This window comes from Vibrio nomapromontoriensis, assembly GCF_050337205.1.
Lineage (GTDB): Bacteria > Pseudomonadota > Gammaproteobacteria > Enterobacterales > Vibrionaceae > Vibrio > Vibrio nomapromontoriensis.
Window position 1 is genome coordinate 1 of the sequence record NZ_JAKJSS010000007.1, and the last position, 22,270, is coordinate 22,270.

The 22,270-nt window shown below is 43.4% G+C and carries 13 protein-coding genes and 1 pseudogene; 5 read left to right on the plus strand and 9 right to left on the minus strand.

The window, feature by feature from the left end; translation table 11 throughout:
* The 3 genes and pseudogenes from L4D05_RS04140 to L4D05_RS04150 all read left to right on the plus strand — a co-directional run.
* Positions 1-7,932, plus strand: a 7,932-nt coding sequence (locus L4D05_RS04140; protein ID WP_428793129.1) for a tandem-95 repeat protein, incomplete at its 5' end; no start/stop codon positions are given.
* A 373-nt stretch (positions 7,933-8,305) separates the two neighbouring features.
* Positions 8,306-8,787 (plus strand): annotated as a pseudogene (locus L4D05_RS04145) (transposase family protein); the annotation flags it as partial.
* Positions 8,788-9,606: 819 nt separating this feature from the next.
* On the plus strand, positions 9,607-9,858 hold the full coding sequence (locus tag L4D05_RS04150; protein WP_265672858.1) for a hypothetical protein: 252 nt from the start codon (positions 9,607-9,609) through the stop codon (positions 9,856-9,858).
* A gap of 31 nt (positions 9,859-9,889) precedes the next feature.
* Here L4D05_RS04150 and L4D05_RS04155 read toward each other — a convergent pair whose 3' ends face one another.
* Both L4D05_RS04155 and matP read right to left on the minus strand, forming a co-directional pair.
* Positions 9,890-10,201 (minus strand): DUF3634 family protein, encoded by a 312-nt coding sequence (locus L4D05_RS04155; protein ID WP_428793130.1) that lies wholly within the window; start codon positions 10,199-10,201, stop codon positions 9,890-9,892.
* A 17-nt stretch (positions 10,202-10,218) separates the two neighbouring features.
* Positions 10,219-10,671, minus strand: coding sequence for a macrodomain Ter protein MatP (gene matP, locus L4D05_RS04160; RefSeq protein ID WP_428793131.1), 453 nt, complete (start codon positions 10,669-10,671; stop codon positions 10,219-10,221).
* 172 nt (positions 10,672-10,843) lie between these two features.
* Here matP and L4D05_RS04165 point away from each other — a divergent pair, with 172 nt between their 5' ends.
* Positions 10,844-12,481: a S16 family serine protease gene (locus tag L4D05_RS04165; RefSeq protein ID WP_428793132.1), complete on the plus strand. Its 1,638-nt coding sequence runs from the start codon at positions 10,844-10,846 to the stop codon at positions 12,479-12,481.
* Positions 12,482-12,553: 72 nt separating this feature from the next.
* Positions 12,554-13,072, plus strand: coding sequence for a bifunctional 3-hydroxydecanoyl-ACP dehydratase/trans-2-decenoyl-ACP isomerase (gene fabA, locus L4D05_RS04170; RefSeq protein ID WP_265672862.1), 519 nt, complete (start codon positions 12,554-12,556; stop codon positions 13,070-13,072).
* A gap of 131 nt (positions 13,073-13,203) precedes the next feature.
* Here fabA and rmf read toward each other — a convergent pair whose 3' ends face one another.
* The 7 genes from rmf to pyrD form a co-directional block, all read right to left on the minus strand.
* A complete protein-coding gene (rmf, locus tag L4D05_RS04175; RefSeq protein WP_250619036.1) occupies positions 13,204-13,377 on the minus strand; it encodes a ribosome modulation factor in 174 nt (57 codons plus the stop codon).
* Positions 13,378-13,544: 167 nt separating this feature from the next.
* Positions 13,545-15,536 (minus strand): DUF3466 family protein, encoded by a 1,992-nt coding sequence (locus tag L4D05_RS04180; protein WP_428793133.1) that lies wholly within the window; start codon positions 15,534-15,536, stop codon positions 13,545-13,547.
* A 5-nt stretch (positions 15,537-15,541) separates the two neighbouring features.
* Positions 15,542-17,464, minus strand: a complete 1,923-nt coding sequence (locus L4D05_RS04185) for an ABC transporter ATP-binding protein (protein WP_428793134.1) — start codon at positions 17,462-17,464, stop codon at positions 15,542-15,544.
* On the minus strand, positions 17,442-17,693 hold the full coding sequence (locus tag L4D05_RS04190) for a glutaredoxin family protein (RefSeq protein ID WP_428750715.1): 252 nt from the start codon (positions 17,691-17,693) through the stop codon (positions 17,442-17,444). Before L4D05_RS04190 ends, L4D05_RS04185 begins: the two co-directional genes overlap by 23 nt.
* Positions 17,694-17,701: 8 nt before the next feature.
* Positions 17,702-19,825: a bifunctional 23S rRNA (guanine(2069)-N(7))-methyltransferase RlmK/23S rRNA (guanine(2445)-N(2))-methyltransferase RlmL gene (gene rlmKL / locus L4D05_RS04195; protein WP_428793135.1), complete on the minus strand. Its 2,124-nt coding sequence runs from the start codon at positions 19,823-19,825 to the stop codon at positions 17,702-17,704.
* A 547-nt stretch (positions 19,826-20,372) separates the two neighbouring features.
* Positions 20,373-20,918, minus strand: coding sequence for a cell division protein ZapC (locus L4D05_RS04200; protein WP_428750717.1), 546 nt, complete (start codon positions 20,916-20,918; stop codon positions 20,373-20,375).
* 205 nt (positions 20,919-21,123) lie between these two features.
* Complete coding sequence (gene pyrD / locus L4D05_RS04205) at positions 21,124-22,134, minus strand: quinone-dependent dihydroorotate dehydrogenase (protein WP_428750718.1); 1,011 nt, start codon at positions 22,132-22,134, stop codon at positions 21,124-21,126.
* Positions 22,135-22,270 lie beyond the last annotated feature (136 nt).

Below are 22,270 nucleotides of genomic sequence, written 5' to 3' on the forward strand. Positions count from 1 at the left end.
GCGACGACGTCATTACCACTGAATCTTACCGTAAGTCCGGTGAATGACGCCGCTGACGTTGAGGGAATGAATTACACCGTACTAGAAGATGGCCTATTGAGTTTTACGGATACGGATCTATTAAGCAGTGCATCAGATATCGATGGCGATACACTGTCTATCGCACATGTTACTTATGACGGCAGTGAAGGGGTATTAACGAATCTTGGTGGTGGTACCTACACCTTTGCACCGAATGAAAACTTTAACGGTAATCTGTCGTTAAGTTATGGGGTTTCCGATGGCACGGTAGTAACGGATGGCATCGCGAACGTCACCGTTGAATCGGTCAACGATCTTCCTGTCTTTGGTTCGGCGTCTTACACCGTTGATGAAGACAATACTCTCATCTTTAATGAAACTCAGCTGCTATCTAGCGCGTCGGACGTGGAAGGAGAAGTGTCACTTATTGGAGTAAGTTATTCAGGTAGCGACGGGATCTTCACCATTAATAACGATGGAACATGCAGCTTTGCACCGAATGAAAATTTCAATGGTACCGTGACGCTGGATATTGTTATTGAGGATGAAGATGGCGCTCAAGTCGCGTCTACCTTTGATGTTAATGTGTTGGCGGTCAATGATGCGCCGGTTAGCGGTGACATCGCCTACACCTTGGACGAAGATGGAATCGTTACACTGTCACAAAATCAGCTGTTATCTCAAGCCAGTGATGTGGACGGCGATGATTTAACCGCCAGTAATGTGTCGGTTGCGGGTAATGCAACGGTGCTGGATAACCAAGATGGCACCTTTACCATCACACCAGATGCAAACTTTAACGGCAATATTGATGTCTCGTTTGATATCTCTGATGGCGACGCCACCGTTCAAGGAGCGGGTGGGTTGACGGTTAATCCTGTCAATGACTTACCGACTACAGACACCGTCACGGCGAGTGTCGACGAAGACAACAGCATCATCGTCAACCAAGCACAACTACTTGCTAATGCTGCTGATATTGATGGGGATGCTCTGAGTGCGGACAACTTATCTGCGACCAATGCCACTATCGTAGATAATGGCGATGGCACCTTTACTATCACACCGGACGCCAACTTTAACGGCCTCATTGATGTCTCATATGATATCAGTGATGGAAGTACACCTATTGCTGGAAACTTAGCACTCACCGTCGACCCGGTGAATGACGCTCCGATTATTTCAGCAGATGTGCCGATCACAATTGAAGAAGATGGCTCCTATACCGTGACGCAAGCTGAGCTCTTGCAATTTGCTACCGATATTGAAGATGACGATATGACTGCCATCATCGGAGAGCAAGGTGAGGCGACCACGGTCACAGGGACGGTACTTAACGCAGAAAATGGCCAGCCTGTCGTTGGCGCGGATGTGACCTTAAGCGATGCGGTGGGTAACTCCCATACCGTACAAACCGACGCACAAGGTCAGTATACGGTTAACGGTTCTGTCTTTGAACAAGGGACCATTACCATTGAGCAAGAAGGCGCTATTACTAATAGCTTCCTCGTGCCTGYCGGTGAAACCAYTGACAGTGGCGTGATTTCCTTGTCTGATGTGCTCGAAACCACCGATATGCGCATTGTTGTGACGTGGGGTGCATCACCGCGCGATATGGATAACCAYTTGTGGCTTTATGATACGGATACAGGCGCCGAGCTTGACCATATATTTTATCAAGATATGAGCCATAACTTGAGCGGGGGTACCGTTCAACAAGACGTTGATGATACCAATGGTCATGGCCCTGAAACCATCACCGTGCCGAACTATCAAGATGCCAATATGCATTACTCGGTACACAACTATACCAATCGCAGCTGGGACGTGGATGGCGTGGATGAAGTACAAGTGCAAGTCTTCGTTGGCGACACTTTAGTACAAACCTTTACGCCAGAATTACCAGAAAACATCAGTGGTGACCACTGGCATGTGTTTGATGTCGTAGATGGTATTGTGGTACCAAGCCAAGAGGTTGGAGGACAAACCGCGTTTACCTTACCGACCAGCGAAGAAGCGGCCAATGCTGAAAATGGTGTTGATATTGCTGCACTGTTTAACGTCGATGAAGGCACCGATGGAGAAAGTGGTACGGATGGTGGTGACAACGTCACCGTTGGTGATATTAGCATGCCAAACGGTGTCATTACCGATAATGGCGACGGGACTTATACCATCACACCGGATGAAAACTTCAATGGTGAGTTTGAAATTAACTACACCGTTGATGATGGCAATGGTGGCGTATCGCCAGCGCAGATAGATGTCACAGTTACCGCGGTAAATGATGCTGCCGTCATTTACGACCAAGTCTTCAACATGGATGAAGATGGCACCTTAACCTTCACTGATGCTGAGCTACTAGCAGGGGCGACGGATATAGAAGGTGATACACTGACCGTCACAGGTGTGCATTATGACGAAACAAATGGCGTATTGGTCTCAAACGGGGATGGCACACATACCTTTACACCGAATGAGAACTTTAATGGCACGGTGAACTTCAGCTTCGATGTCTCTGACGGCACCGATATCAGTAGTGGTAGTATTGATGTTGCAGTGGCCGCTGTGAATGATGCGCCAGTTGTTAGTGGCTCCCTGTCTTATACCATTGATGAAGATGGTGCGATCACGCTAACCCAAGAGCAGTTACTTGTTCATGCTTCTGATGTGGATGGAGACATACTCACTGCAGCAATTGAATCAGCTTCAAATGCAACAGTGACTGAAAATGAAAACGGCAGCTTTACACTAACACCAGACGAAAACTTCTCTGGCGAGATCGTGTTTAGTATGAACGTCTCAGATGGACAATCTATTATAAATTCTGACGTTGTGCTAGCCGTTGATGCGGTTTCTGATGCGCCCGATGTATCAATAGGATCAACCTTATTTGCTATAGACACGTTTGAAACCGGGATGGAAGGTTGGTCTGGAGCAACTGTTGCTGATTCTAGCGGTTTTGAAACTGGGCAAATGTTAGGGCAACAAAACAACCGTAGTGGTGAAGAGGAAGTCTCCAAAACATACGATGTGCCTGCCGGAGCTTCTGAGGTAACGATTGAATTTGACTTTTATCGTCTAGATTCATGGGACGACCACAACTTCAATATTTACATTGATGGCGAATTATTTAGTGTCGAAACCTTCTCTTATCATGGTAACGATAGTGCTAATGTGGTGGATATAAATGGCCAAGTCGTCGGCCAGTTTGTGTCTTCTGAAAATGCTCAAATTCATGGTGTTCAATGGCCGGTCAACCCCCATTACTCAACCGATCAGTCTCATCACTTTACGCTAACCGTACCCGTAGACCCAGACGCTGGACAACTTACGCTTGGATTTGGGTCTACATTGGACCAATCATTAAGTGATGAATCTTGGGGATTAGACAATGTTGCATTGTCAGTGGCTTCTTACCCTGAAGACAGTGCGATTCCTCTTGATATAACAGCGGCACTAACGGATACCGATGGCAGCGAAAGCCTGGCGATTTCTATTCGAGAACTTCCTGAGGGTACGCTTCTATCTTCAGGTTCACTGAATCCTGATGGCACATGGTCTCTATCTGCCGACGACCTGGCAGGTCTAACATTAACTCCACCGGCTAACTTTCATGGAGAACTTAGCTTACAAGTAGACGCAATATCAACAGAGTCGACTGGCGACAGTTCAACAACAACAGTGCCAGTTAACCTGAACATCACACCAGTCAATGATCGACCAGAAGCACAAGACCTACAATTTACCATGCTCGAAGATGGGTCGTTAACATTCTATAACTCGGACTTACTGGCAAGTGCTACCGATGTTGATGGCGACGATTTAGTTGTTATGAATGTTGATTATTCAGGGAGCCAAGGAACACTTACCGATAATCAAGACGGTAGTTATACATTCGTACCTTCAGACAACTATCACGGTGATGTCGAGTTTACTTTTGCCGTTTCCGATGGCGAACTTGAAACAACACAGTCGATTGCAGTCAATATTGAGGCTGTTGCGGATTCACCAGAACTGTCCGTTACCGATGGCGCCAACCAGCCAATCGGAGCCGAAGGGATTAAAGTTGATCCTGATGATACGATAGAGCTTAATATATCAGCAGCACTCACTGATATTGATGGTTCTGAGGTACTGACCGTCGGCGCTTCAGGTATTCCTGAAGGGTCTATAATCCGCTATGACAGTGATACCGTATTAAATGATCAAAGTAATGGTTTAACGAGTTATGTTGATAGTGAAATTACTGTCACCTTTGAAGGAGAAGGTGCAGGGTACTTAAATACTGTCGGTTATTATAAAGTTGACGAAAACGGGCAGATTCAAGATGTACAAGTTGTATATGAAAACGCCTCTCAGCTTGGAGGTGGCGGTAATCTGATACCAGGGCAATCAGCGTTCAGCTTTGACCTTGAGCAAGGCGAAAGCTTCAACTTATTCGTTATTCCAAATGGATTTAATCATAATAACTTTAATAGTTTAGGTGATGGTTCATTCGAGTTTAGAGATGCAGATGGAAGTACGGCAACTACAAGTTCAACTGACCCACAACTTATCTTCGTAAGTTCAAATGGTGAAGAAACGCTAATTCGTAGTGAAAGTGGCGATGCGGTATTCCACGGCGGTACTAGCCCTAACCTAAACCAAGACAATATCAACCACACACAGACATACTTCAATTCAGAAAGTGAATTGGTTTATGGTATCGAGGACATGTACAACGGAGGAGATCGTGATTTTGATGACTTCTTATTTACCATTGATCTCGGAGAAGTGAACAGCTCCATCTACCAAGGCGAAGTCACCGTTGATACTACTGATCCTATCATCTTACCTACAGTAGTATTACTTGAACCTATTACCATCGACTTACCGGGAGATTACAGTGGTGAATTTGACCTACAAATCGACGCAACTTCCACCGAGTTGTCAAATGAAGGGACCTCAACAAACTCCCAGACTATTCATATTGACGCAAGAGAACACGCCCCTGAATCAACACCTATCAATACCAGTGTTGATGAAGATGGAAATCTACTTGTGACACAAGACATGCTATTAGCAAATGCTGTTGACCTTAACGATGATCCACTTACAGCAAGTGATGTCGCAACGAACGATCCAAATGCAATCGTTACCGATAATGGCAATGGTACTTTCACGATTGTGCCTAGCGAAAATTTCAACGGTGACATTGAACTTACTTATAACATCAGTGATGGCGAATTCACGACTGCAAACACTCTAAACTTGACTGTCAACGCAGTTAACGATGCGCCGACATCGGATCGAGTTGATTTAAGCGGTGTAGAAGATGAAAGCATTGTTATTTCGCAGCAGGATTTACTGGTTCATGCTGTCGATATCGAGAATGATGATCTTACCGCGAATAACCTTCAAATTGACCCATCATTTGGTGATTTGGTTGATAACCAAAACGGCACATGGACGTTTACACCAACCGAAAACTTGAATGGTGATGTGCCATTTACATTTAGAGTAGAAGATGGTGTTGACGGTACCGAAGTCTCTGGGAATATCAGTTTAGCTGAGGTTAATGATGCTCCTGACGCTCCAACAGTCACATACTCGACAGATGAAGACCAAGTATTGGTGGTTGACCCTGCATTTATCTTATCTCAAGCTTCTGATATTGATAATGACGCGCTTTCCTTGGAAAGCTTAACTGTCCGGTCTCCAGAAAATGCGACGTTACAACAGCAACCTGACGGACTTTACCATTTAGTGACCAGTCAAGATTTCAATGGATTGGTAGAGCTAGATTACATGGTTTCAGATGGGGAGTTGAGTGCCCAAGGCACCGTGAATGTGGATGTCATTCCAGTAAATGATGAACCATTTACTGTGGGTAATGCATTCTTGACGACCAATGAAGACGACGCCTTTACCTTTGATACCTCTGATATGCTCGATCTCTTCGGAGATATAGACACCACAGAACTGGTTATTTCACGAGTCATTGTCGCTGATAGTGAAGATGGCGGTAGTGTTACTGACAATGGGGATGGAACGTGGACATTTACTCCTACTAGCAACTTCGCGGGATTGTCCGAATTACAAGTGATCGCATCAGATGGCGAGTTTGAAACTGCCTTAGACGTGCCTGTATATGTAAGACCTGTTGCCGATGGTGCTGTTATCACAACCGCACATGATGGACCGCTGGTGTTTGATGAAGATACTACCGGTTACTTGAACTTAGATGTCAACCTTATTGATGATTCAGAGCAGCTTAGTAACCTTGTTATGACAGGTTATCCGGTTGGCTTTACGCTCAGTGATGGGCCCAACGTCGTGGAAATCACCGAGGAAGGGCAACTGATTAATATCACCAATTGGGATATTGATAATCTACAAATGACTCCGCCAGAGGATTTCCATGGCAACTTCTTTGTCACAGTAACGGCGACCACCGTCGACTATGGTGATGAAGCTAACGAGCAACCTGAACAACCAGTAGGAGGAGACTTCAATGTTGTGTCTGGGGAAGCGCTTGTTATTAGTCATGACGATCTTATCGCGATGGCGCAAAATGTAGAAGCAGAGCAGGGTGATAGTGTCCAACTCGTGCACTTAGTCGATCCTTCTCAAGGAAGCTTAATTGAGAACGACGATGGTACGTGGACCTTCAGCCCTGCGTCAGGTTTCTCTGGTAATGTAGACTTGGCTTATGTCATTGAAAAAGAAGGAATACTATACGATGAGCAAAGCGACATAGGTGTCTTTGACTCCAGTGAGTCACTGACTAGCTCGCCAATTATAGATGCTATCGCTTATACCGATACCGACGAAAGCGAACCACTCACGTTTACTAACGAAGATATGCTAGCAACGATTAGCTCTGAGGATAATCACGATCTAAGTATCGAATCCGTATCTCTACTTGCAGGAGAAGGACTTATCGAATCAAACGGGCAGGGTAACTATCAATTTACTCCTGCAGAAGGTTTCACCGGTCAAGCCCAAGTAGGATTTGTCGCTAGTGATGGAGAAAATAGTGTTCAGAGTCACTTTAATATTGGGGTTGATAATGAAGTCTCCGTGAATCAAACACTTGCTCAAGCGGATGATGGTTCAATTGAGATAAGCGCGTCTAACGTTTTAACTAACTTAAGCATAGAAGACTCAACATTAACCGACCTAAATTATACCGGAGATCAAGGTGCGTTAATTTCAAATGGCAATGACATGTGGACGTTCTGGCCTGATGAAGGATTTGAAGGCAATATCGACCTTAGTGCTGTCGTTGAAAGTAGCGCTGGAATTGAGCAAACGTACACAACAAGCTTAACGGTAGAAACGGTAGAAACGGTAGAAACGGAAGGAGCTCAAACTCAGCCAGTTGATACACAGAGTACGAATTCAAGTGACGAAGTAAATTCAAACATTGAAAGCTCTGTCGATATTACTGCAGCGCCCGGTGATGAAGTGGAGATTAGCGCTCCAGAAGAAGTTACATCCGTTGATGGTGTCGATTACATAACCGTGACAAATCTACCGGAAGGTGCGGAAATCAATGGCGCATTAAGTGATGGTGAAGGTGGTTACACAATATCAGGAGACTTAAATCAATCTGTCACATTAGTACTCGACGATCAGTATGAAGGTTCTGCGAATCTTTCTTTCCAAGGGTTTGATGACTTAGATACTCCAGTAGAAGGTGCGACGGCAACGCTAGAGCTCGATATTGATGAACAATATTCAATGCAAGCTTCAAGTCAGCAAAACCAAGACACATCATCATTGCAGCAAACTGATGGTGCTGACTGGACACAGAGTGATAATACTCAGGTAGATGTAGACTTTACTGATGATACCGGCAGTTTTGGTACCGATGATAGCTCAGGCCCAAGCACACAATCAGATGTGGATGACAACTTGGTATAGCCACCAAAAAGCAATGGCTGAGTTTGCAATACAAACACAGTCATTGCTTTGATCTCTTGATTTCTAATAATCACATTAACTTAAACGTAGATTAAGTTAATGTGATTATTAGGTATTTTATGGTAAATAGCGTTATTGTTAAATACAGAAAGAAAGCTCAGCACCCAATGTAGCAGGGAACTGCTGAACACTAGATTAATCTTACTATTGTGAAACTACATTTAACATAAGATAGATAATACGCACTGATATTGTAAGCCCCAGATAGTAATGTCACTTTTGAGCTAGATTAAAATGTCACTTTAGTACTGGTTGCTGACTACATTTCATGTACCAGCTTCGGTTACTAAGGACTACTGAGATGTTGATTGCCATGAGTGAAAAAGAAATTAGTCGATTCAAAGTTATTCAAGACGTCTGTGAACATCGTTTGCGTCGTACTGATGCGGCAGAGATACTTTCGTCAAGTTCAAAGGTTAATGAACAAACTACGTGAACATGGTGCGGCTAGTTTAACCCATGCTTCTAGAGGTAAACCCAGTAATCGACGTTATTCTGATTTCTCGCCCACATTTGCACGTGGAAAGATCATAGAAAATCATAATTTAGCTATCTCGTTAGAGACACTTCGCCAATGGATGATTGCCGACAACCTTTGGATCCCGCACTCACAACGAAAACCTAGAGTCTATCAACCTCGTTATCGCCGAGATTGTCTCGGTGAGCTCATTCACAAATCGATGGCTCACACCACGATTGGTTTAAGGACACAGCGACAAGTACTGCCTTTTGGCCCTCATCGATGATACGACTGGCCGCTTGATGAACTTAAGGTTCAGTGAAACCGAATCGGCAATTTTGTCGACGCTAATTAGTGTCATATCAAAGGAAAATATCTGCGCTTGTTCAGTTAGGTGTCATCGTACTCGAAAAGCATCGAGCAAAAAAAACCGCCTACAAACACACAATAGTAAGTAGGCGGCAAAGCTTTAATACGGGTCTAGGTTCCGTGGAACTAAATATGTAGGATTACAAATAGTTGTGCAAACACTATTAGCAAATCTAATTCAACCTATTAACCAATGTCGTGAGACAAGGGAAAGGCGAACGACTCAACAGTGCCAAAACGCCATTCAAGCGTTGGATAAGATGGATTAACATAAACCAATGGAGTTACAGTGTCACAGGGCTAATGCACTAACACTTTGGGATAGAAGCACCATGGGTACGGTGTTTTGGATTGCGCGTAATATGCCCCCTACTTGTCAAATCATCAGGAGTAACCCGTATGCAATTGATGACAGAGCGGCACATCTAGCATCTTCATTAAAGAACCGTAAATCCAGCTTTGACGCCAAATCAAAGCGAACGATAACAAATAGCAAAGATTGAGTGACAACATAAAAACCAAGCCAATATAATAGCCACCCACTATTGATTTTCCAGAAGTAATTAATATAACTCAAGTGTATCATATGACACCTTTTAAATAGGACTTTAATAAGTTACATAAATAATGTGGCAATAATAAATTAAAGCTGATAATAGTGATTGTTATTTATAAATTTTTATTCGCTATTTTTAACCTTAACCCTTTACATAAATATAAATTTCATTATTCTAACGAAAAGGAAATAGAACTATTTAAATAAACTTATAGAAATGGAGTATTCTATGACACTGCCTTTAATGTGGTTTGAAACAAGTTACACTCGTATCAAAAAGTGGGATACAGAGGGTCTTTCACTGCTGGAAGCTGAGACGGCGCTAGATACGTACTTAACTGAGAACAACCCTATCTCACTTGAAATGGCGGACTATGTAGCAGAAAACTGGACATGCAGAAGGATACAAATGCTCGATTCAGATGCGCGCCGCACCCTAATGAAGATATGGGATGAAAGAGAAATTGCAGCACAAGGCTAATGCAGGAATAAATATGGTAGCAGCCTAGCTGCTACCTAGACTTCTTACGTCCTTTAGATTTAAAACTTTGGAACGGGAATACATTACGTATTTTTTGCTGGCTCTTTTTGTTAATTTCTTTAGAGAACTTTAATGTCATTCCTGAGCGTGTTTGGTATACCTTAAAAGTGCCAGAAATATTATCCCTTTCAGCGATATCTTTAAGGTTGTGACTAAATGAAGGTGGAATATGGCCTTTAATATTCGTGACTTTACCATCAGTAACTTGCACAGTGAGTACTGGGCGATCAATCGCGACTAACCAAAATACTAATACAGCGCCAATCAAAATTACATATAGCATTTACTTCTCCTTCTTTGTTAATCATCGCCCAGAAGCTTGCTCAAGTCTTGTTTTAAGCTACTTACGGTTTTTTTCGCCTTTTCGCTTCGTGATGCTTCACTCAATAGATATTCAATTGCCTCTGACAGCGTGCATCCCAACTCATTTGCTCGATATGACAATTTTTCCCAGACTCGATAGTCTAAATCAATCGACTTTTTCTTCGTATGCACCTGTTCTGCGTTATAATGACGTTTTCTTTTTGCGCGGATGGCTTGCTTGAGTTTATTGTCAACTTCCAATGACATATGCTCACTGATCCAATCTAAGACCAATGTCGGCTCATATTCAATGGCTTTAAGTTGTGAAATAGCGTGTTCTATCTCACTAGTATCGACATATCGAGTGATATTTTCGCCATCTCGATGTTTTTTTGACAAATATTGCCACTTCCAACCACACTCTAGATTTTCAAGTTGTTGGTATTTCATTAAAATTTGCCTCTACATTGGTTAGAGTGACAGCGTAACCCACCTTCTTTACAATCTCAACAATTGTGCATTCAAAGTGAGAATCAAATCTCGTTGATTTACGTGCTATTGACTAACTTTAGTCGTGAAATCGTTGTATACTCCATGCAAATCTAAACTAAGCTCTCAAATAATGAATCCAGTCCTTTGGCAAGATGCCTGCCCGCTCTACACCGATTTTAAACCTACTCTAGATAACGTTGCGAACAGCGCAGGGAAATCCCTGTTTGATTTGCAACCCCGTTTGCGACAAACACTTCAGTACTTTGTTTCTCCGGCTTGTTTTTCTAAAGTATTAGTGATCAAAGATGGTGGCAGCCTTACTTATCGCGAGCTTGTTGCCAACGAATTGCGTAGCCTTGGAACGCATGTGGTGGTTAGTGCTGATGTTCGCTCTGAAACATTATTTGACCAATATCAGGTCACCGATGGTCACGTGGAGTCTAAAAAGGGCCTCATTCATCAAGCTGATACTGGTATTCTGATCACATCAACGAACACTGTATTGTCTACGTTAGTGAGCTGGACCAATACCAAAGCCCTACTACAAGGTGCTCAATTAGAAGCGACACCAGTGAGTCAGATCAGTGCCAATATTGAGCAGCCGATCTACAGCTCAGAGTTTAAACTGATTATTATCGGTGATAGAGAGCAACTCGCAGAGCTGGATTATCTAGAAGCTGAGTTTAGATCAGGATTCATGCAATACACCGAACTAGAAAGTGACTATAAGTTAAATAATGAATCAGTTGCGCCATACTTGGGTTTTGTTAAACAGTTAATGTTAGATAATTTGCCAAGCCATACACTCGATTCATCGGGCTACCTTCGCCTCCTGCAAGCCGGAGCTAGAGAAACCGAAGATAAACAATATGTCCCGTTATCATTAGATTGGCACTTAGCTTTGCTAGGAGAAGCATCCTCTTACAGCGACAATAGTGTGATTAACGAAGACCACATAGAGTCTGCGATAATGGCAAAGCGCTATAGAGAGGCGTACTTACCGGCGCGAGCAGTCGATGATATTTTAGAAGGTCAAGTGGTCATCGAGACTCAAGGCGAGCAAATTGGACAGGTTAATGGCTTAACGGTTATCGATATGCCTGGCCATCCACTCTCTTATGGTGAACCTGCTCGTATCTCCTGTGTGGTTCACTTTGGTGATGGTGATATTTCTGATGTCGAACGAAAGGTCGAACTTGGGGGTAATATTCACGCCAAAGGTATGATGATCATGCAGGCGTTCGTCAGCACAGAACTAAATCTAGATGCCCCGTTGCCCTATTCTGCTTCTATTGTTTTTGAACAATCGTATTGTGAAGTAGACGGTGACAGTGCCTCATTAGCTGAGCTGTGTTCTTTAGTCAGCGCCCTTTCTGGATACCCAATTGACCAACAGATTGCCGTCACTGGTGCGGTTGATCAATTTGGTCGAGTTCAGGCGGTTGGTGGTCTTAATGAAAAGGTCGAAGGGTTTTACAATGTGTGTAAACATCAAGGTTTTACAGGCAAGCAAGGCGTTATTCTACCAAAAACAAATGTTCAGCACCTCGCGTTGAGCAAGGAAGTTGTCAATAGCATTAAAGATGGGCAATTTCACATCTGGGCAGTTTCTCATGTCGAGGAAGTGATCCCTTTACTGCTAGGCAAACCATTTAAAAGTGAATCAGAAGAAAGCGTGTTAAGTAAGATAGCAGAACGCATTGAAAACTTTGAAAAACTTGAACTACCAGAAACCTTGTTAGAAAAAGTAAGAAACTGGTTTGTTTAGTCGTGGTCGGAGTTGTTTGGCGTACACGTGTTCACTAATATGCTCATATCAAATATTGGAGTGACTTTAAAAATGCAAAACAGACGTGATTCGTATACTCGTGAAGATCTTTTAGCTTCTAGCCGTGGTGAACTATTTGGTGAAGGCTACCCTCAGCTACCCGCTCCAAATATGTTAATGATGGACCGTGTTACCAGAATGTCAGAAACAGAAGGTGATTTCGGTAAAGGTCTTGTTGTCGCAGAGCTAGATATCACACCAGATCTTTGGTTTTTCGACTGTCACTTTATCGGTGACCCTGTTATGCCAGGCTGTCTAGGTTTAGACGCAATGTGGCAATTGGTTGGATTCTACCTAGGTTGGATCGGCGGCGAAGGCAAAGGCCGTGCTTTAGGTGTTGGCGAACTTAAATTTCAGGGTCAAGTACTTCCTACTGCCAAAAAAGTGACATACGAACTGCACCTAAAACGTGTTGTTAACCGTAAGCTTGTAATGGGTATCGCAGATGGTCGTGTACTTGTGGATGGTAAAGAGATTTACGTAGCAAAAGACCTAAAAGTTGGATTGTTTAAAGACACTTCTTCTTTTTAAGTGAGAGTTTATTTAAAACGGCATCATTGCCGTTTTATTTTCTATTAAACTATTTAGTTATAGTGCGTTAGGTAAGTTAAAAGAAGGACCTCATGTGAGATCCTTCTTTTAACTTACCTAACTACTCCCGACTACTTGAAAAGCCCTGACTGTCTGTCATCTCTCGCATCACGCCAACCACCAAGCCAATAGGACTTAGCATCCATTTGTTGGTATGGGCAAGTTTCCATAGATTTCCCGTTCAACCCTGCTTTATAGCCTTGGGATTGAGCTCGATCTAAACGGTCACGCTTTTGTCTCTTCATAGTGCGGTCCTCGCTATACAAAACTGGCGGCTAGCCAGCCTTTTGATATTAAAGATTTGTAGAGTTTTTATGACTCCTCAATAATAATTGCTCAATTTTTAGCAGAACTCAAGACGTAAAAAAGCTCGTATTTATCCACATAAACACGAGCTTTTCTTTTTATAACACTATTTGTTACGGCGTAACCCTAAGAAGCCCAAGAAAATCATAGCCATCCAACCTAAGCTACCACCTTTACGCTCTACCGGTGGCGCTTCAATAGTACGCGGAGTAATTGAACGTTCGTCTGTATTTGAGATCGGGATCAACTTAACTGCGACCACTTTCTCAGTAGTCTGCCCATTACCACAATATGAGTTGTGACCAGTGGTGTCGTATCCTTGCGGACACTTAATCGCGGTTGCAGCGATGACACCATCGTCGTTGATGTCAGCTGCGTCGATGATGCGATATTTGTTGTTTTCAGCACTAAATGTGCCTCCATTGGTTAAGTCATCGAGTAACCAAGGTTTATTTTGAAAAACGTCTCTTCTCTTAACTATATCAGGGTTATTAGCATCAACAACGGTGTACGGGTATATAAATCCGCGCTGGCGGCGCTTTTTACCGTAGAACTCTGTAGCTTGTTCCGCATCAACCGCACCAACAATTTCATTGAAATTGTTAATTGCGCCCGTCTTACCACCGACACCACGGAAGAAAATACCGCTGTTACCGTTCAATTCGTCAAAATATTGAGCTGATGCGCCACCGCTATCGTTAACTTGTGCCAAAAACATTCGGTTCGCTGCCGCACCATTTTCACGTTTGTCACCGCGCCGCTTGGCTTCACCAATTAGTACAAGTTGCTCATTGATGTCTGTCGCTACAGAGTTAGTGTAGATATAATCATCGCCGTCTTTAATCCGCGAGCGGCTCACTATTGATGGTGACCACGCATTTCCGGCGGATATCGCGTTTCCATTAGGGCTAAATACTGTCGCTTCGACAAAGACATTGCTGCCATCTTGATAGCTATTCATACCAACAAGAACAGGCTTCCCGGTAAATGCCGTCGCGTTTGCACTGATTACGGCTGCTCTTGCACTGCCTTGCATCGCTTTTTTGTCAACATTACGAGAAGTACCGTTATTCCAACCAGAAATAGGGTTAACGGTAGCTCCATCAGCAGACCACACTGCCGCTTTTGAAGCAAATGCAAAATTTTGGCATTCACGCTTTGCCGCAGGGTCATTGCCTGACAAGCAATTATTTAGGTCGCCACCCCAGTTTTTATTATCGTCATTGTAATCAAATGGACCTACTGCGGCACTGCCTACATAGTATGTGCCAGTATCATCACTAAATGAATCCCATGCCATGGTGCGACCCATCTGAGTAGTAATCTGCTTCTCTTGAGTATTGCCGTTATCTGCGAGAGGTTTCAGCATTGTCGTAGTACTACCATCAAAAACATAACCACGTTGACGATAGGCTGTAGCAAGTTTGTTTGAATCTAACTTAAAGTACCCAGAGCTCGCAGTGCCAATGACTTTATCACCATCAAGGCGATTAATGACTATATTTGCTGAATTTGTTTCGGTTGTAGTTTTCCCTCCTGGCGCATAGCCGTCAGAAGTAGGGTTAACCATTAACATCGGTGCCGCAGCGGCTGAAGCCGTATTGCCACTAAAGGCCTGAGCATTAGATTTATATTCCGTTGCGGAAAAAGCATCACGCTCACGCTTTAGTCCACCAATCGAACTAAAGCTATACCACATTTTGTTCGTCCAAGCAGGATCACAGGTTTGGTATCCTAGCTCAGAACGACAGTAATCTCGATTTCGGGTCCAGTCGGTGTAATAGAAGCTAACATCCATATTGAACGGTACTTCATCACGGTAAGAGAAGCCTTCTGAACCGCTCCTAGAGTCACCATACAGCGTATAATCAGTACAAGTACCACCTTGTGTAAAACAGCCCATCGGAGTCACAGAAGCACTCGGTGTACTCTCAATCGCAGAACCATAGAACTCTGTGTACTGCGCATCATAGATACCACTACTGCTAATGCTCGCTGTCGGGTCTATTTCGACAATCTGATACAAAGCAGCATTTGCGGTGGTCGCAGCGAATACGCTTGCGGCCACCATTGAAATTTTAAATTTTGTACAACTCATTTAGGCTAACTTTCCTGTTGCATTGCTTCTAGCTCTTCCCATCGCTCGAAAGCAACGTCCAACTCTTGCTCTTTAGCAGAGAGTTTATCTAATATTGGTTGAGTCTCATCAACGGGTTTTGAGAAAAATTCGGCGCTATTCACAACTTCTTGTAATGAACCCAACTCTTCTTCTAACTGCTCGAGCAGCGCTGGTAGCGCTTCAAGCTCTCTTTGCAGTTTATACGACAGCTTTTTCGGTTTAGAGTTCACAGCACTCGTACTCTTTTTAGGTTCAACCGATGCTTTTTCGACCGTCTTTACGGGTTCTAAATCACGTCTGGCATTTTTAACCTGTAAACGCTGCTGTTGTGCATCATGATAACCGCCAACAAACTCTTCAATAACCCCTTCACCTTCAAAAATCCAGCTCGTGGTCACAGTATTATCAACAAATTGACGATCGTGACTCACTAAAAGCAATGTTCCTTGATAGTTGCCCAATAAATCTTCGAGCAATTCGAGTGTTTCGATATCAAGATCGTTGGTTGGCTCATCCAGAATTAACAGGTTATTGGGTTTTAAGAAAATACGTGCTAATAACAAACGGTTTTTCTCACCACCAGATAAGGCTTTTACCGGAGTGCGAGCACGCTTAGGAGCAAACAAGAAGTCTTGCAAGTAACTAAGAGCGTGTCGTTCACGACCACCTACCATTACTTCTTGCTTACCGTCAGCTAAGTTATCGATCACTGTTTTTTCTGGATCAAGCAATTCTCGGTATTGGTCAAAGTACGCCACTTCCAGTTTAGTGCCACACTTCAATTTACCTGAAGATGGTTGCAGCTTATCAAGCAACAACTTAATTAATGTACTCTTACCGCAGCCATTGGGGCCAATTAACGCGATACGGTCACCTCTCATGATATTAAACGAGAAGTCCTTAACGATTGTCTTACCCTCAATATCATAGCTGAGGTTTTCTGCTTCGAAGACGATCTTACCTGAACGAACCCCATCGTCGACTTTCAGGTTCACCTTGCCTTGCACTTCACGGCGGTCACTTCTTTCTTCACGAAGTTTCTTCAGAGCACGAACTCGACCTTCATTACGTGTACGACGCGCCTTTATTCCCTGACGAATCCAAACTTCTTCTTGTGCGAGTTTCTTGTCAAACTCAGCATTTTGCATTTCCTCTACACGCAGCGCTTCTTCTTTCTCGATTAAGTACTGATCATAACGTCCAGGATAAGACACCAACTGACCACGGTCTAAATCGACGATGCGCGTCGCCATAGAGCTAATAAACGCTCGGTCGTGAGAAATGAAGATGATAGAACCACGAAAATCTTTTAAAAACGTTTCAAGCCACTCAATCGTCGCAACATCTAAGTGGTTGGTCGGTTCATCAAGAAGTAATACATCTGGGTCACAAACCAATGCACGTGCAAGTGCGGCTTTACGCTGCCACCCACCCGACAAATCCGTGAGTAATGTTGCGCCATCAAGCTTCAACGCAGCAAGAATATTTTTGATGCGGTCTTCAAAACGCCATGCACCTAAGACGTCTAGCGTATCTTGAATCTTCGCAAGCTTGTTAATGTTCTTTTCACTAGGGTCATGAGCGACAAGGTCCAACAACGCATGATACGCTTTCAATTGCTGACCAACTTCTGCAAGCCCTTCAGCCACGTAGTCTTCAACCGTCCCTTCTTGGTTACGCGGTGGATCTTGCTCTAAACGCGAAACAACAACATCTTGAGTGATTTGAAGTTTACCGTCATCCATAACGATTTCGCCAGCGATGACTTTCATCAACGTCGACTTACCGGCACCATTACGCCCAACTAAACATACACGTTCATTTTCTTGAAGTGCAAAATCTGATTTGTCTAGCAACGGGTGATCGCCGAATGCTAGTTGTCCATTATGAATGGTAAGTAATGCCATTAAGGTTCAACCATTGTGTTAATTGATGAATATCGAAGGGCCAATTGAGTTCTGAAGAACCATATGAGATCACTGGAATAGTGACCCCGTAACGGCTAAAGAGCTCATCGTTAAATGCTATATCAATAATATCGAATTGTTGAGAAAGCCCGACGCGATGAAGTAATTCGGATGCCATCTCACAAAGATGGCATCCTTCCGTGCTGTATAAGGTCAGTTCCTTTGTCATTATATCTCTTAGCTCTTGTGAGTAATAAGCCAGCAGTTATGAATGTGTTTGTTACGTGAGAAATCAAGTGGCAACGTCTTATCTGAGATGTTCTTCGCCTCTAAGCCGATTTCTGCCAATGCATCGTGATCCATCTTGAACAAACGCTTGTTGTTGGAAAATACTATGGTGCCATCCGTTCTAAGCAAACGCTTTAAGTTTTCCATCAACATAACGTGGTCACGCTGTACATCAAATGATTGCGCCATTCGTTTTGAATTCGAGAATGTCGGTGGATCGATGAAAATCAAATCATAATCGCTATTGGCATTTTCTAGCCACTGTAGACAATCGGCTTGGATAAACTGATGTTGACTTCCCACCTGTTTATTTAATTGCATGTTCTCTTTTGCCCACTCAAGGTAGGTATTGGACATATCGACTGTCGTTGTGGACTTCGCACCACCTACTGCTGCGTGAACAGAAGCAGAGCCCGTGTACGCAAACAAGTTTAGGAAATCCTTGCCCGCTGCCATTTGACCAAGCTTACGACGAGTGATTTTATGATCTAAGAACAAACCCGTATCTAAATAGTCATGAAGATTAACGATTAACTTAACACCGTATTCATTCACTTCCATGCGATCAGATTTCGCCGCCAACTTGTTGTATTGGGAAGAACCCTTCTTCTTCTCTCGCACTTTAATCACAACGTTGTTGGTTTCAATACCCGTCACGTTAATGCTTGCACGAATAATGTCCGTCAAACGACGCTTAGTCTTTTCTTCAGGGATATCTTTTGGCGCAGCGTATTCTTGAATAACAAGGTGGTCTTGATAGACATCGATAGCTACGTTGTACTCCGGAAGATCCGCATCATAGATACGATAACAATCTAGTTCTTCACGTTTCGCCCATTTGGCGATTTTTGCCAAGTTCTTTTTCAATCGGTTGGTAAAGTCTGGCGCGACAACTTGGTCGGTACGCTTCTCTGCAAGCTGCTCTGCCGAGCGGCCTGAAATTGAGTAGTTTTTTTGGTGACACGGTAACGCACCGTTATTTAACTTAAACTGCTTATCAGCACGCATGCGTAAGCAGCTTAACAAGTCATCCGAACTTGAGAAGATAGACGCTTTACTTCCACCAAACTCGATTTTTAGTTGGTTACCGAATTCAGTGTAAAGGGCAATAAGACCAGGCTCAGTACCAAGACGCTCACCATAAGGTGGGTTACAAATAACAATGCCTTCTCCAAAGCCCTCAGGCTTGGTCAATTTACTCGCGTCACCTAATTCAAACGTAATCAAACTATCGACACCAGCTCGACGGGCGTTATCTTTTGCCGTTTGTAGTACCCGAGGGTCATTATCGAAGCCCCAAAACCTGCTGTCAGTCTTTTTGACACCGCGACGACCTTGTACACTGGCTTCTGATTTTATCTCAGCCCACAGCTCTGGCTCAAAGTCTTCGTGCGATTCAAAGCACCAGCTTTTTCTCTTTACACTCGGTGCCATATTCGCCGCTAGCATCGCCGCTTCAATAAGCAACGTGCCTGAACCACACATTGGGTCAAGCATGTCATCACCTTGAGTCCAACCACTTCGAGCAACAATTGCCGAAGCTAGCGTTTCACGCAATGGTGCACGACCCGCTTCCGTACGGTAGCCACGCTGATGCAAACCAGACCCTACCATATCAAGACCAAGAATAGCTTTGTCTTTATGCAGGCGCACGTGGACACGAATATCAGGACTTTCTTTACTGATGTTAGGGCGCGGCAGGCTTCTTTTATTAAAGCAGTCCACTACCGCATCCTTCACCTTCATCGCGCCATATTGGCTATTACGAATTTCTTGGTTAGTACCGTTAAAGTCGACAATAAACTTCTTCGAGCTATGGAAATGATTAACCCAATTCACAGCAGACGCAGACAAATACAAATCCATGTCGTCTTGGCAGGTAAATTCAGCAAGAACTTTAACGAAGCGGGAAGCATATCGGCTCCACAGGCAAACACGATAGATCTGCTCATTGGTCGCTTTAAATTTCACTCCAGCCTGAACAGGATTGACGTTTTCAATCCCAAGTTGTTCAAGTTCACGGGCGAGTAGGTTTTCCAGCCCATTTGAAGTAACGGCAAGATATTGATTCATAGTGTATGTCTGACTGCGGAAAAATGGTGCCAATTATACCTGATAATGTGCCATCCCACTAACCAAACAAGTCGCTTTCATTAGGATTCTCGTTTATTTGCGCAAGCTTTAGTCAACTGAAAACTAACACCATGTGTTTAACAGAACGTGATACACGCAACTGAAATCAAACCTAATTACATACCACTCAGCGATAGTGACTACTTATTCACTGCAAATCTGGACTATACCAGAGTGAATTTGCGACTGAAAGTTACTTACAAATATACATAAACGAGGAATTTATAGTGGCCAAATGGTATTTTCCCGTTCAGTATTTGCTCATTTTTTATCGTAAATTTCTGGTTAATTTTTGTTGATAGTCAAAATCTTGTAGGAGCTACGCTCTAAGAGATAGGAAAAAACGAGTGGGAATAATGTAGATTGCGTTGATACTGAGGAAACATAGGCAAAAAAAATCGACCCGTAGGCCGACTTTTATCGCTTGAACACTGTCATGTTCTTGAGACAAGCACCACTGCTTTCTCTTATGGCGTTGTTACGCCGTCTAACCAACCAGTGCGATTGGTTGTAGTGACGTCATGTAAGAATGAGCAGAAGCCATTCTATCATGCATCACTTTAATGCTTTGCCCGAACTGAACGTCCTTATTTGAGGTCAAGTTGAATGGGTCTAAATCAACTAAGGCGCATAAACTCGCGCTTTCCCCTACTTCCAACACAATAAAGAAACCAGAAGAGTATTGGTTGGTTAACCTGACCAATTCACCTTCTTCAGGTTGAAAGGAAACATCTTGATGGTCGAAGAACCAACTCTTAGGCTGTACTGGCTTATGAAAGCGCTTCGCGGCAACGCAGTATAGCGCTAGCTCTGCTTGTCGCGGCTCAGAGAGGTCTAGGTTCGCAATTTGGTCTTTATAGATTTGAAACGCGGACGCGTCATCAACTGTGAAGTTATTCTGACCCATCGCGCACTCAACTAAGAGTTTACGGGAAAGATTGGTTTTAAAAACCATTTCATCTCCCAAATCCAGCATCAGAGAATTCTCATCCTCATCCATATACCAGATCCATGTATCGCTGGGTTTAAGCATCGTTCCGTCTCTTATAACTAAAGAATAATCAGACTGTTAGGTAAAACGCTTAATTACCTTTTTGGTCAGTTGACTCTAATTCTACAAACGATTGAACAAAAAAAAAGGGGAAAACTATTCCCCCTCTCAATGGTTGCAACTTGGACAGAACTATCAATATATGAACATATTGATGGGCCTCTAACCGATATAGTCAGTATGTGCCCTACAGGTTTTTGACGATCTCTTTAACAAGCTTTGGTCCATGGTAGATAAAACCAGAGTACACTTGAACCAATTCAGCGCCAGCCATTAACTTTTCTTTTGCTGAAACATAAGAGTCAATACCACCAACGCCGATGATTGGCAATTGACCGTCAAGATACTTAGCTAGCAAACGAACGACTTCAGTACTACGTGATTGGACTGGACGACCACTTAAGCCACCAGCTTCATTCGCATGCTTCATGCCTTCGACAATTGAACGATCTAGTGTGGTATTCGTTGCGATAACACCATCAATCTTATTCTTAATCAATGAGTCACAGATTTGCTGTAATTCATCATCGCTAAGATCCGGAGCAATCTTTAACGCCAGCGGCACGTACTTGCTATGCTTCTCTGCCAGCTCAGCTTGTTTCGCTTTTAATTCACTAAGAAGATCATCAAGTGCTTCCCCATACTGCAGAGAACGTAACCCTGGAGTATTAGGCGAAGAGATGTTCACTGCGATATAACCCGCGTGCTCATACACTTTTTCCATGCAGATAACGTAGTCTTCTGCACCCTTTTCAATTGGCGTGTCTTTGTTCTTACCAATATTGATGCCGATAATGCCGTCGTACTTCGCTTTCTTAACGTTTTCGACTAAGTTATCAACACCTAAGTTGTTGAAACCCATTCGGTTAATAATGCCTTCCGCCTCTACAAGACGAAACAGTCGCGGTTTATCATTACCAGATTGTGGACGAGGTGTTACCGTCCCTACTTCGACAAAACCAAACCCCATCGCACCAAATGCTTCAATACACTCACCGTTCTTATCGAGGCCAGCGGCAAGGCCAACTGGATTCTTAAACGTTAAGCCCATACATTCGACAGGACGATTTGGGAGATGTTGACGATAAGCTAAATCAAGAGGAGTGCCGGTAAAGCGCTTAAAATTTTGAATAGCAAGATCATGAGCCTTTTCGGCATCAAGTTGAAAAAAGCCAGTTCTGGCAAGACGGTAAAGCATTGTGCCTCCGATAGATAACCCGTGTAAACGGGGAGGTATTATTGACGCAAACGTTTGAACTTGCAATTGAGAATTCGCTTTTATTTACCAAAAGCAAATGTTTAGCGGAATAAGTAAGCAATTATTAAGTGACCGC